Genomic DNA, 13,272 nt, shown 5'->3' with positions numbered 1-13,272 from the left:
GAAGGATTCATTTCATCAGGTTTGTCCCGCCGTTCGCTGCTGGCGGGACTTGCAAGCGCTCCGGCGATGGCGAGCCTTCTGGCTGGTCCGGCCGGAGCGCAGGCGCCGGTTACGGGCGGGGCTTTCACGATCCCGGTCATCAGCAACCCGGCGCTGTGGCCGCTGATCGGCGGCGTGCAGAACGTCATGGTCAATCGCGTCCTGTTCAACAGCCTGACCAGCTATGACGACCCGAACCAGAAGGTCGTCGGCGATCTCGCGGAAAAATGGTCGGTCTCCACGGACGGCCTCACCTGGACGTTCTCGCTCTATCCGAACGTGACCTGGCACGACGGCAAGCCGTTCACGGCCGATGACGTGGTCTTCACGATCAACAAGATCTGGCTGAACCCCAAGATCGCATTCCCGCAGCGCTCGAATTTCGCGACCCTGACCGGTGCCGAGAAGGTCGATGAGCGCACCGTCAAGCTGACGACGAATGTTCCGACGCCGGCCTTGCCGGTGATGCTCGGCTATCTCGCGCCGATCCTGCCGGCGCATATCTTCTCGACCTGGTCCAACGAGGATTTCACCAAGCCGACGGCCTTCACCAAGAGCCCGGTCGGAACCGGCCCGTTCAAGTTCGGCGAATTCACGCCGGGATCCTCGGTCCGCCTGGTGCGGAACGACGCCTATTTCCGCGGCAAGCCGCTCCTCGATGCGCTCGTCTTCAAGGTCATGCCGGATGTCGAGCAGCAATTCGCCCAGCTGCAGAGCGGCCAGCTCGACTGGATGATCATCGAGCCCTACCAGATCGACGCGCTCAAGGGGAACACGCGCGTCAAGATCAACGACGTGAAGTCCAACATGTACTTCTATGTCGGCCTCAACGACGCGATGCCGCCCTTCGACGACAAGCGCGTGCGCCAGGCGTTTTCCTATGCCGTCGATCGCCAGGCGATCATCGACGGCGCACTGGCGGGCCGCGCGGATATCGCGGCCTCGCCGATCACGCCCGTGCTGGCGAATTTCCACAATGACAAGGTGGAAAGCTACGCGATCGACCTCAAGAAGGCCGGCGAGCTGCTCGACCAGGCCGGCTGGAAGATGGGCTCCGGCGGCATCCGGACCAAGGACGGCAAGCAGCTCAAGATCACGCTGGATGTCGATGCCGGCAACACGACCCGCGAGCAGATCGCGCTGATCGTGCAGGACAACTGGAAGAAGATCGGCGTCGACACCACAATCAAGACCGGCGATTTCGGCGCCTTCGTCCAGCGCATGCGCGCAAAGCCCTCCGAGCTGCAGGCCTTCATCTGCTGGTGGATCACCGCTCCGGATCCGGACATCATCAGCTATTACGGCACCGACAAGACCCTCAACATCTTCGCCTATTCGAACCCTGAGGTGGACAAGCTCCTCGACGAAGGCCGCAAGACCATCGATCTCGCGCAGCGCGCCAAGCTCTACAAGGACGCGCAGGTACTGATCGCGCAGGATGCGCCCTGCGTCTTCCTCTACTACGCCCGCGAGATCGAGAGCGTGAGCGCGAACCTGCGCGGCTGGTCGCCGACGCTCGGCTATCGCTACGCCCTCGGCCAGGCCGAGAAGATCTGGAAGGCCAGGTAGCATGCTGGCGCGAAACGGAGAGGGCCTGCCGTCATGGCGCGCTATCTGATCCGGCGTACGGGCGAGGCGGCCGTTCTGATCCTGGTCGTCTCCTTCGTCGCGTTCCTGCTGGTCTATATGGCTCCGGGCGGGCCTGCGATCCTGCTCGACCCCAACATGACGCCGGAAGACGCGGCGCTCATGAAGAATCTCATGGGGCTCGACGAGCCGTTCCACGTCCAGTACTGGCGCTGGCTCGCCGCGATCGCCCAAGGCGATCTCGGCCTCTCGCTCAGCGTCAGGCTTCCGGTCTACGACATCATCCGGCAGCAGCTTCCCAACACGATGGTGCTCGCCACGTCTTCGCTCGTCCTCGCCGTGGCGATCTCGGTCCCGCTCGGCGTCATCGCCGCGGCGAAGCGTAACGGCCCGGTCGACCAGGCCGTCGCCTTGCTGAGCTCCTTCGGCCTCGCCGTGCCCGCCTTCTGGTTCGGCCTGCTGCTGGTGATCGCGTTCTCGCTGAAGCTGGAATGGCTCCCGGCTGGCGGCATGGCCACCGACGGCGACGGCAGCTTCTGGGACGTGGCCAAGCATCTCGTCCTGCCGACGCTGGTGCTCGCGACCAGCAATATGGCCCAGCTCACCCGGCACACGCGCTCGGCCATGATTTCGGTGCTGCGGCAGGACTATGTCCGCACGGCGCGCGCCAAGGGCGTCAGCGAGCGCTTGACGATCTTCCGGCACGCGCTGCGCAACGCCTTGGTCCCGGTCCTCAGCGTCATCGGCCTGCTTCTTCCGCAGCTCTTCGGCGGCGCGGCCGTGACGGAGACCGTCTTCGCCTGGCCGGGAATCGGGCAGCTCGCCGTCCGGGCCGCCTTCGAGCGCGACTATCCGGTCATCATGGGCGTCGCGATGGTGGCCTCGGCCATCGTGATCCTGGCCAGCCTCCTGGTCGACCTGCTCTACGCCTGCATCGATCCTCGCATCAGCGTCGCGGGGAAGCCATGAGCGTCTCGACCCTCGAGCAGGCGCCTGCGCCTGCCACTGCCGGCAAATCGCCGGGACGGCGCGCCTGGATCCGCTTCCGCAGCAACAGGATCGCGATGCTCGCGCTCGTGCTGCTCGGCGCGATCAACATCGCCGCGGTATTCGCGCCGGTTCTCGCGCCCTATCCGCCCAATGCGATGTCGATCCGCGAGCGCCTGCAGCCGCCGAGCATCAAGCACCCGCTCGGCACCGACGAGAACGGCCGGGACATGCTGTCGCGGCTGCTCTACGGCGCGCGGATCTCGCTCTCCGTCGGCCTCGCGGCGGTGGTCTTCGCCGTTTTCCTGGGAGCCATCGTCGGCGGCGCCGCCGGCTTCGCCGGAGGGATCACCGACAGCGTGCTGATGCGCGTGACCGACGGCATGCTGTCCGTGCCGATCTTCTTCTTCATGATCACGACGCTCGCCCTGTTCGGCGCGACGCTCGGCAACATCATCCTCGTCATCGGCGCGACGAGCTGGATGAGCGTGGCGCGCATCGTGCGCGGCGAAGTGCTGCGCAATCGCGAGATGCCCTATGTCGAGGCGGCGCGCAGCCTGGGTGCCGGACCGCTCTACATCCTGTTCCGGCATGTCCTGCCACAATCCTGGCCCGCCATCATCGTCTCCGCCACCCTCGGCATCGGTTGGGCGATCCTGATGGAATCGTCGCTGTCCTTCCTCGGCCTTGGCGTCCAGCCGCCGGATTCGAGCTGGGGCAACATGCTCGCCAAGGCGCGCGGCTACATGTGGAACGCGCCGCTGCTGGCCTTCATTCCCGGCTTTGCGATCTTCCTGACGGTGCTGCTCTACAACTGGCTCGGCGATGGCCTGCGCGATGCGCTCGACCCGACGAGCACATGAGGAGCGCCGGCCCGTGACGATCTTCGAAGCCATAGCCCGCTGGGGAAGCGAGACGACCGCGTTCACGCCGCTGGCCCGCGAACGCGCGACCCACGCCATTCTCGACACGGTCGGCTGCATCGTCGCCGGCGCGGGCGACGAGGCGACGGTGATGAGCTCCGCCTTCCTCGACGATCGCTGGCAGGGTCCGTCGACGACCGTCACCGGCAGGAGGGCGACGCCGGGCCATGCGGCGCTCGTCAACGGGACGGCGGCTCATTGCCTGGATTTCGACGATACGTTTCGTCCGCTGATGGGGCATGCCTCGGCCGTTCTCGTGCCAGCGCTCCTGGCGGTGGCCGAGGCGAGGGGAGCGAGCGGCGCTGAGCTGATCGAGGCCTATCTCGTCGGCCTCGAGGCCCAGGCCGTGATCGGCGACGGCATGAACCCGCGGCACTATGCGCTGGGCTGGCACGCGACCTCGACCATCGGCGCGGTCGGCGCCGCCGCGGGCGTCGCGCGGCTGCTCGGGCTGGACGCTGCCGGAATCGCCCGCGCGCTCAGCCTGGCCGCCAGCATGGCGGCGGGCGTCAAAGGGCAGTTCGGCACGCCGGCCAAGCCGCTTCATGCCGGCCTCTCGGCCCGCAATGCGGTCGAAGCCAGCTTGCTCGCCGTGACCGGCATGACCGGTCGGCTCGACATCCTGGAGCACCGCTTCGGCTTCCAGGCGCTTTACGGCGGCGATGGCGAGAGCTGGGACGCTGTCATCGGCCGGATCGGCGCGCCGCATTCGATCGAGACGATCGGCCTGACTCCGAAGCGCCATCCCTGCTGCGCCTCGACGCATAATACGCTCGACATGGTCCTCGACCTGCGCGCAGCCCATGGCTTCGGCGCGGGCGATGTCGCGGCGGTCGAGACGCTGGTCGGCTCGATCAACAAGAACAACCTGTCCTATGACGCCCCCGTCGACGAGATGCAGGCCCGCTTCTCGATGCATTACTGCGTCGCCGTCGCGCTGGAGCGCGGCCGGCTCAGCATTTCCGACTTCACTCCTGCAGCGGTCGCGCGGCCGGAGATTCGCAAGCTTCTGCCGCTGACCGCGATGCGGGCCTATGCGCCGGAGGAGGAAGCCTCCTCGGCCTATCTGCCGCACAAGGTCCTCGTCCGCCTGACCGACGGCACCGTCCTGCGCGCCGAGCGCGACATGGAGCGCGGCACGCTCGCCGATCCGTTCGACGAGGCCGACCGCCGCGCCAAGTTCATGGATTGTTGCGCCGGCTATTTCGACGAAATCCAGGCTCGCGATCTCTATGGCGAGCTTTGCGCGATCGAGGCGAAGGGCAGTCTCGATTTCCTGTCGCAGGCGCTGTTGCGGTCGAAGCCGCAGCCGGTGCGCCACGCATCCTGATGTCCGAGAGGCCTATCGTGAATCACATCGTCCCCGAGAACCAATTGCGCAATGCGCCTGCCGTGACGCCGGTCACGCTGGAGATCGTGAAGGGTGCGCTGCGCTCCGCCCAGGCGGAAATGGAACGGCTGCTCCAGCGCACGGCGATGTCGCCGGTCATCCGCGAAAAGCAGGACTATTTCTGCGGCCTGTTCGACCGGGACGGACGCCTGCTGATCGGCACGAAACTGCCGATCCTCGGCAACATCCTCGCGCCCATCCTCGAGGAATTCCCGATCGAGACGATGCGCGAGGGCGACGTCTACTGGTACGACGATCCCTATCTCTCGAAGGGCGGCGTCTCCCATACCCCGGACCAGGTTTTCGTCAGCCCGATCTTCGTCGACGGCAAGATCGCCGGCTTCACCCATTCCTGGGCGCATTTCCTCGATATCGGCGGCATGCGCTCCGGCTCGACGACGCCTGACGCCACCGAGATCTTCCACGAAGGCATCCTGATCCCGCCGGTGCGGCTCTATCGCGAGGGCGTGCTGAACGAGGACCTGTTCCGGACCTTCCTGCGCAATTCGCGGCTGCCCGAGATGAGCAAGGGCGATGTGCGGGCGATGATGGCGGCCGTCGAGCTCGGCCGGCGCCGCATGATCGAGCTGTTCGACCGCTTCGGCGTCGAGGGTGCGCATATCGCCTTCGACCAGCTCATCCGGCAGACCCGCGACTATGCCCGCGCGCAGATGCACGAGATCTTCAAGCCGGGCGAGTACCGCTTCGCCGAGCTGATCGACACCGACGGCCACGGCACCGGCCCGATTGCCATCCGCATGACGCTGACGGCGACGAAGGACCGCATCGAGATCGACTGCACCGAGACCGACGACCAGACGCGCGGGCCGATCAACTTCATCATGCATCCCTCCTGCGTGCAGATGATGTTCGGCATCTACGCCGTCGCCGGGCATCCCGAGTTCATGTTCAACGAGGGGCTGCTTTCGATCATCGACGAGGTGAAGCTGCGCGAGGGCAGCGTGATCCAGCCGCGCTTCCCGGCTTCGCTCGGCCAGCGCTCGGTCACCCTGTCGCGCGTTACCAGCGCCTGCCTCGGCCTGATCAACGTCGCCAGCCCCGACAGGGCGATGGGCTCGAGCTCCGCCTACAGCGCCAACAAGCTGCGCGGCACCTGGGCCGGCAGCGGCGAGGCCTTCCTCAAGACGATGGCGATCGCGGCCGGACAGGGCGCCAGGCCGAACTCGGACGGGCCGGACGCGATCTACTACCTGAATCAGCAGAACTACCCGGTCGAGTTCGCCGAGCAGAACTATCCGCTTGTCGTGAAGCGCTATGCCGTCAACCCGGATTCCGGTGGCCCCGGCCGCTGGCGCGGCGGCTGCGGCGTCATCCGAGAATTCGAGATGCGTTCCGAGACCGCCTCGATCTCGCTGCGCATGAGCAATGTCGACTTCCCGGCCTATGGCGTCGCCGGCGGCATGAGCGGGCGCTCCGGCCAGTTCATCATCAATCCCGGCCGGCCCGACGAGCGCGTCCTGCCCAGCCTGCAGGATGGCGTGGTGCTCAGGACCGGCGACGTGCTGCGCATCGCGATGCCCGGCGGCGGCGGCTTCGGCCATCCCTTCGACCGCGAGCCCGAGCGCGTGCTGGCGGATGTCCTCGGCGGCTTCGTCAGTCCGGAAAGCGCGCGGGACGAGTATGGCGTGATCCTCGACGTGGCCAGCGAGACCGTCGACCTCGAGGCGACGAAGGCTCATCGCGCGGCCCATCGCTGGCAGACCAAGCTGCTGCATCGCCGCGATTATTTCGACCCTGACCAGTGGTGGGACCATGCCGACAGCGTGACCCATGCCAAACACGCCCGTTCCTGAGAGCGCGACAATGACCCAGATGGTATCCATCGCCGTCGATACCGGCGGCACCTTCACCGACGTCACGCTCGTCGACCGGCGCACCGGCGCCCTGCACAAGGCCAAGACGCCCTCGACGCCGGAAGATCCCTCGATCGGCTTCGTCAACGGCGTGCGCCAGATCCTGACGGAAGCGGGCGTGGCTCCGTCCGATGTCAGCCATGTCTTCCATGGCACGACCGTCGCCACCAACACGATCCTGGAGATGAACGGCGCCGAATGCGCGCTGCTGACCACGACCGGCTTCCGCCATGTCCTGGAGATCGGCCGCCACGACATCCCGCGTGCGGACAATGTCTATTCCTGGGTCAAGCCGAAGCGCCCGGTCGCGCCGCAGCGCATCTATGAGATCGACGGGCGGATGAATTTCGAGGGCGAGGAGCTCGAGCCGCTCGCCGAGGACGCCGTGCGCCGGGCCGCAGCCGAGATCCGCAGCCGCGGCATCAAGGCGATCGCAATCTGCTATATCCATTCCTACGCCAACCCGGCCCACGAGCAGCGCACGCGCGAGATCATCGCCGAGGAGTTTCCGGACGCGCTGATCTCGCTGTCCTCGGACGTGCTGCCGACCTTCCGCGAGTTCGAGCGGAGCATGGTCACGCTGCTCAACAGCTATGTCATGCCGAAGGTGTCGCGTTACGTCGCCAATCTGGAGCAGCGCATCGCTTCCGACGAGATCTCGGGTCGCCTGCTGCTGATGAAGTCGAGCGGCGGCGTTACCGGCGTCGAGACGATCCGTCGTCAGCCGGTTCATACGGCCCTGTCCGGTCCTGCGGCCGGTGTGGTCGGGGCGAGCCTGGTCGGCAGGCTGACCGGCGAGGACAAGCTGATCTCCTTCGATGTCGGCGGCACCTCGGCCGATATCGCCCTGATCAACGGCCATGATCCCGACATCACCATGGAAGGCAATATAGGCGACTGGCCGCTGAGCCTGCCGATGATCGATATCCATACGATCGGGGCCGGCGGCGGCTCGATCGCGCGGGTCTCGAACGGCTCGCTCGTCGTCGGGCCGATGAGCGCCGGCGCGATGCCGGGACCGGTCTGCTACGGGCGCGGCGGCACGGAGCCCACCGTGACCGACGCGCATGTCGTTCTCGGCCACCTGCCGCCGCACCTGCTCAAGGGCAGCATGGCGCTCGATCTCGACGCCGCCGCCAAAGCAATCGAACGCCAGGTCGCGCGGCCGCTCGGCCTGTCGATCCAGGATGCCGCCAGCGGCATCATCGAGATCGCCAACAACAACATGGTCGGCGCGATCCGCGTCGTCTCGGTCGAGCGCGGGCATGATCCGGCGGATTTCGCGCTGGTGCCCTTCGGCGGCGCAGGCCCGCTGCATAGCGGCTTCCTGACCCGGCTGCTCGGCATGAAGGGCTCGATCGTCGCGCCCGAGGCCGGCGTGCTCTCCAGCCTGGGCCTGCTCTGGTCGGACCTGAAGAACGACTTCTCGATGACGAGCATCCTGCGCCCGCCATCCTATGATCTTGAAAAGCTCACCGCCGTCTTCGCCCAACTCAACGCCGACGCCATTGCCTGGCTCGACGCCGAGAACGTGCCCGCGGCCGGCCGCAAGATCGAATGGTCGGTGGGCATGCGCTACATCCACCAGGGCTTCGAGCTGAGCGTGCCCTGGCCGGCGCAGGCCGTGAACGAAGGCGCGCTGCGGGCCGCCATCGAGGGCTTCCACGCCGCGCATCACCAGCTCTACACCTTCTCGCAGCCGGAAATGCCGGTCGAGATCGTCCTGATCCGGGTGAACGCGACGGGTCAGCTCGCCAAGCCGCGCACGCAGACGGTGGCGGCGGGAACGGCGATCGAGGAGGCGCGCTCCGGCGCGCAGAAGGTCTATGCCGGCGGGCAATGGCTGAATTGCCCGATCTACGATCGCACGCGGCTGGGCGCCGGCGCGACCATTGACGGGCCGGCCATCGTCGAGCAGCTCGACGCCACCACCTACCTGCTGCCGGGGCAGAGAGCGGTCGTCGACGTCCACGGCAACCTGTTCATCCGCGAGCAGGTCTGATCGGCAGGCGGGGAGACGCGGTATCGTGAATGGTGCCGGCATCTCTCCGCCGCCCCCGCCATCAGCCTGGATCGCCCCGGTCGTGGCGATCCTCGTCCTGCAGACGATGGCCGCCTTCCTCACCCGGGTGATGCCGACCATCGCTCCGGCGCTGTTCGCGGAATTCGGCTGGAAGGACAGTTTCGTCGGCTATGCGGTCGCCGCAACGACAGCCGGTTCGATGCTGGTGCTGCTCTTCGGCGCGGAGACTGTCCGGCGGGTCGGATCGATCAGATCGATGCAGCTCACGCTCGGCCTGGGCGCGCTCGGCATGCTTCTGCTGCTTGCCCCCTTGCCGGTGGTCGCGATGCTGGCAAGCGCCGTCATGGGCCTGGCGCACGGCGTCGCCACTCCGGCCGGAAGCGATATCCTGCAGCGCTTCACGCCACGGCGGCGGCGCAATCTGGTGTTCTCGATCAAGCAGGCGGGCGTGCCTCTGGGTGGCGTTCTCGCCGGAGCCATGCTTCCCTTCATTGTCGACCACGCCGGATGGCGCAGTGCTCTCGCCGTGGCGGCCGGCATGGTCGCCTGCTTTGCCGCCTCGGCGTTCCTGCTGCAGGGATATTCCGATCGAACGGATGCCGGCGAGGAAAAGCGGATCCGTCGGCCAGGCCGCTTCGCACGTTTGATGGCCCAGCCGATCGACGCTCTCGCGAGCCTGTCGAGCGAAGCCTCGCTCTGGCGCCTGTCCATGGCCGGGGCCCTGCTCGCGACGGCTCAAAGTTGCTGGCTGGCCTTCAGCGTCGCCTTTCTCGTCAGCGTCATCGGGCTACCGCTCACGGTGGCGGGCTTCGTCTTCGCCGTGATGCAGGCCTCCGGTGTCGTCGGGCGCATCCTGCTGGGCTGGATTTCGGACCGCGTCGGCTCCGGCATTGCGATCATGCAGGTCGCCGCCCTGGCCTCGGCCGTGACGATGGCGCTCCTGGCGCTGGTCGACAGGCAATGGCCGGTCTGGGCTCTGACATTGCTGGCTGCGGCCGGCGGGCTGTCCGCCTCGAGCTGGAACGGCGTGCAGATCGCCGAGATCGCCGCGCGTTCGCCGCCTCCGCTCGTCGGCTTGACGGCGGCCGGGTCGACGATCCTGATCTTCGTCAGCAACATTCTGGCGCCGGCCCTGTTCACGCTCTTCGTGACCTTCACAGGTCGTTACGACCTCGCATTCGCGATCGTCGCGCTCGTGAACCTTGCCTCGCTTCCCTGCCTCTTCGGTCTCAGCCGCTCGGCGGAAGCAGCGAAGATATGAAGCTGCGGCGCGCCGTGAGCGGGTGCTGAATGAGCGCGCTCTTGCCGGGCCCGCAGGGCGATTCGAGACCTATTGCCGCTCGGAGCCGGCAACCTGTTGCGCAACGACAGCTTCGAAATGTGCAAGCGTCGGGGAGGCCGCTTCCTTCTGCCTGACGAAGGATAGCAGGGCCGGCGGCAGGACATCGTCCGAGACGCGTTTGTAGACGACGAAGTCGGTATAGAGGCTGGCCATCGACGCCGGCACGAACGTGATCCCGAGATCGGCCGCGACCAGGCTGAGGATGGACGTCATCTGCGGAGCGTCCTGCTGGGCGATGATCGGGCTGAAGCCGGCGCCCTCGCAAGCGGATATGATCCGGTCGACCAGTCGTGCGCCGATAGGGCGTGGGCGCAGGATGATCACCTCGTCCTTCAAGGCCGACAAGGCGATACTTTCGGCGCCGGCGAGCCTGTGCCGCGACGGGATCGCCGCCAGCATCGGCTCTTCCAGCACGGTCGTCGCAACCAGGCCGGTGAGCCTGATATCGGTCGGTCTTACGAAGGCCCCGTCGAGCGCGCCGGCATGAACTGCCTCGATCTGCGCGGGGGTGTTGGCTTCCGACAAGGAGAATTCCACGATCGGGAAGCGCTCCCGGTAAGTCCGCAGGATCGAGGGCACGATGCGGTTGAAGGCTGCTGAGGGCGTCAGCCCGATCCGCAACTGGCCGACCTCGCCTTCGCTGGCCCTCCTTGCTGCCAGAGCGGCCTCTGAAACCGATGCCAGGATCCGCTTCGCATCGGCGTGGAAGCGCTGCCCGGCAGCCGTAAGCGAAACGGACCGGCGCGTTCGCTCGAAGAGCGCGACGCCAAGCTCGCTTTCAAGCGACTGGATCGCCATCGAAAGCGGTGGCTGCGACACGCCGAGCTTTTCCGCCGAGCGCCTGAAATGCAGCTCGTCGGCCAAGGTGACGAAATAGCGGAGACGGCGAAAGTCCATCGCCATTGATAGTACAATCGGATCACAGGCCATCGAAAGATATATTTTACCACGGGAGAGACGCGGCGTTATCTGAGTGCAGGAGCCATCGAATGACGACTGCGATCAAAGCCAGACGGGCCAGCGCAACTGCGATCTACATGCGCGGCGGAACGAGCAAGGGCGTATTCTTCCGCGAGGATGCCCTGCCGGCGGCGGGCCCGTCGCGAGATCGCTTCCTGCTCTCCGTGATGGGCAGCCCGGACCGCTATGGCCGTCAGCTCAACGGCCTCGGTGGCGGCATCTCGTCGGTCTCGAAAGTGATCATCGTCCGCAGATCCAGCGACCCTCAGGCAGATATCGAATATCTGCACGGACAGGTCTCGGTCGACACGCCGCTCGTCGACTACAGCGCCAATTGCGGAAACCTGTCATCCGCGGTCGCGCAATTCTCCCTGGAGGCCGGGCTCTTCGAGCCTTTCGATCAGGCCGAGACGGTCGTTCGGATGCGAAATCTGAATGCGGGGCTTCTGATCAATTCACGCTTTTCGCTGGTGCAGGGTCTGCCCGACTATGAGGGCGATTTCGAAATGCCGGGAGTGTCGGGAACGAGCAGCCGCGTCACCCTCGAATATCTGATGCCGGCAGATCCGCTGTTTCGGTCGGGCGCACCGATCGACGTCGTGCAAGCCGCGGGAGGCGAGGTCGAGGTCAGCCTCGCCGATGCGGCGCTGCCATGCGTATTCGTCCGTGCAGCCGATCTCGGCGTGGCGCCGGGCGCGAGCCCTTCCGACATCGATGCCGATACCGAGGCCATGCGGCTGCTCGAGGCGTTGCGACGTCAGGGCGCGGTCAGGATGGGGCTGGCAGATACGGTTGAGACCGCCGCGCAGGCCAGCCCCAAGATCGGAATCGTCAGCACGCCGGCCGACTATATCGCACTCGATGGCACGCCGGTCTCCGCAGGTGACTACGATATCGGAATCAGGATGATCTCGATGGGCAAGGCTCATAAGGCCGTGCCTCTGACGGCGGCGATGTGCCTTGCGGCCACGGCGTTGTCGGCGGGAACGGTCCCGGCCGAATTGGCCAGAATCCGCAACGCGCCGGAGGTTCGGGTCGGGAACCCGTCCGGCGTATTGAGCGTGGGTGCCATCGTCTCCCAGACGGGCGGGATCGCCCGGGCGGACAGGACGATCGTCTACTCGACCGCCAACAAGCTGATGGCGGGAACCGTCTACGGCTATCTCTAATCAAGAAAATCGGAGGAAATGCATGAAGCGATTTCTGGCTGCCCTGACGCTCGTATGCGCTGCCGCCGCGGCTCAAGCGGCGGAACTGACCTCTTTGGAGATCATTGCTCCGGCCGGTCCCGGTGGAGGCTATGACCAGCTCGCGCGCGCCGCGCAGAGCACGCTCATGGAAGAACGGCTGGCGACGTCCATCGTGGTCAGCAACCGGCCTGGCGCAGGCGGCACGCTCGGGCTGGCGGAATTCGTCAACAAGAACAAGGCAGGGGTCAATCTGATTGCGACCGGCATCGGCATGGTCGGCTCGATCGTGACCAGCAAGTCGCCGGTTCGCATGGATCAAACCAGGCCGCTTGCCCTGATGACGGGCGAGTATCTCACCATCGTCGTGGCGAAGAACTCGCCCATCAAGAACATGGCCGATTTCGCCGAGGCCTATAAGAAGAACCCGGCCACGCTTTCGCTCGGCGGCTTTGCCGCGGGCGGCAGCGACCATCTGCTTTACGGCTCCGTCGTCCAGTCCTTCAACGGCGACATCTCGAAGATGAACTATGTGGTCATGGGGGCTGGCGGCGAGATGCTGGCCCAGGTGATGGGCGGCAATATCTCGACGGGCGCGGGCGGTTACAACGAATTCGCGGGCCAGATCAAATCGGGGACCTTGCGCGCGATCGGGATCGCCGCCCCGGCACGCTTGCCGGGCATCGATGTCCCCACCATGAAGGAACAGGGCTTCGACGTCGATCTCGTGAACTGGCGCGGCTTTCTCGCTCCCGCCGGCATCTCCGACACGGACCGCGTCAGGCTCGACAAGGCGCTGGGCGAGATGGTGAAGAGCGAGCGCTGGCAGAAGCTCCTCGCCGATCGCGGCTGGGTCGACCTCTATATGCCGTCCGACACGTTCGCCGATTTCCTCGCGAATGAGGACAGGAAGGTGACCGGCACGCTGAAATCCCTCAAGCTGATCGACTGAAGCCAACG

The 13,272-nt window shown here is 66.2% G+C and carries 10 protein-coding genes; 9 read left to right on the top strand and 1 reads right to left on the bottom strand.

Translation table 11 applies throughout. The features are described 5' to 3' along the window. Nucleotides 1–66 precede the first annotated feature (66 nt). Genes EV560_RS07780 through EV560_RS07750 form a run of 7 tightly spaced genes read left to right on the top strand, consistent with a single transcriptional unit; the run spans nt 67 to nt 10,084 of the window. Nucleotides 67–1,608: an ABC transporter substrate-binding protein gene (locus EV560_RS07780; RefSeq protein ID WP_165923370.1), complete on the top strand. Its 1,542-nt coding sequence runs from the start codon at nt 67–69 to the stop codon at nt 1,606–1,608. A 33-nt stretch (nt 1,609–1,641) separates the two neighbouring features. Continuing rightward, the gene (locus EV560_RS07775) at nt 1,642–2,595 is read left to right on the top strand and encodes an ABC transporter permease (RefSeq protein WP_131855162.1); all 954 of its coding nucleotides are present in this window, start codon (nt 1,642–1,644) and stop codon (nt 2,593–2,595) included. Next, on the top strand, nt 2,592–3,476 hold the full coding sequence (locus EV560_RS07770; RefSeq protein ID WP_131855161.1) for an ABC transporter permease: 885 nt from the start codon (nt 2,592–2,594) through the stop codon (nt 3,474–3,476). Before EV560_RS07775 ends, EV560_RS07770 begins: the two co-directional genes overlap by 4 nt. 13 nt (nt 3,477–3,489) lie before the next feature. Beyond that, complete coding sequence (locus EV560_RS07765) at nt 3,490–4,866, top strand: MmgE/PrpD family protein (protein ID WP_131855160.1); 1,377 nt, start codon at nt 3,490–3,492, stop codon at nt 4,864–4,866. 17 nt (nt 4,867–4,883) lie between these two features. Continuing rightward, complete coding sequence (locus EV560_RS07760) at nt 4,884–6,740, top strand: hydantoinase B/oxoprolinase family protein (protein WP_165923369.1); 1,857 nt, start codon at nt 4,884–4,886, stop codon at nt 6,738–6,740. Between the two features lie 10 nt (nt 6,741–6,750). Beyond that, the gene (locus EV560_RS07755; protein WP_131855158.1) at nt 6,751–8,802 is read left to right on the top strand and encodes a hydantoinase/oxoprolinase family protein; all 2,052 of its coding nucleotides are present in this window, start codon (nt 6,751–6,753) and stop codon (nt 8,800–8,802) included. Then, nucleotides 8,693–10,084, top strand: a complete 1,392-nt coding sequence (locus EV560_RS07750; RefSeq protein WP_131855157.1) for an MFS transporter — start codon at nt 8,693–8,695, stop codon at nt 10,082–10,084. Before EV560_RS07755 ends, EV560_RS07750 begins: the two co-directional genes overlap by 110 nt. A gap of 69 nt (nt 10,085–10,153) precedes the next feature. On the opposite strand, the gene EV560_RS07745 is transcribed toward EV560_RS07750, so the two are convergent. Continuing rightward, nucleotides 10,154–11,062: a LysR family transcriptional regulator gene (locus EV560_RS07745; protein WP_165923368.1), complete on the bottom strand. Its 909-nt coding sequence runs from the start codon at nt 11,060–11,062 to the stop codon at nt 10,154–10,156. 92 nt (nt 11,063–11,154) lie between these two features. Here EV560_RS07745 and EV560_RS07740 point away from each other — a divergent pair, with 92 nt between their 5' ends. Continuing rightward, on the top strand, nt 11,155–12,294 hold the full coding sequence (locus tag EV560_RS07740) for a PrpF domain-containing protein (protein WP_131855155.1): 1,140 nt from the start codon (nt 11,155–11,157) through the stop codon (nt 12,292–12,294). A 22-nt stretch (nt 12,295–12,316) separates the two neighbouring features. Then, entirely contained in the window at nt 12,317–13,264 is a 948-nt protein-coding gene (locus EV560_RS07735; RefSeq protein ID WP_131855154.1) for a tripartite tricarboxylate transporter substrate binding protein, read from the top strand. The last annotated feature ends 8 nt before the right edge of the window (nt 13,265–13,272 follow it).

This window comes from Allobosea sp. BK604, from assembly GCF_004341515.1.
In the GTDB taxonomy this organism is placed as follows: Bacteria; Pseudomonadota; Alphaproteobacteria; order Rhizobiales; family Beijerinckiaceae; genus Allobosea.
Note: the sequence above shows the minus strand (reverse complement) of the source record. Positions and strands in the feature narration are given on the sequence as shown.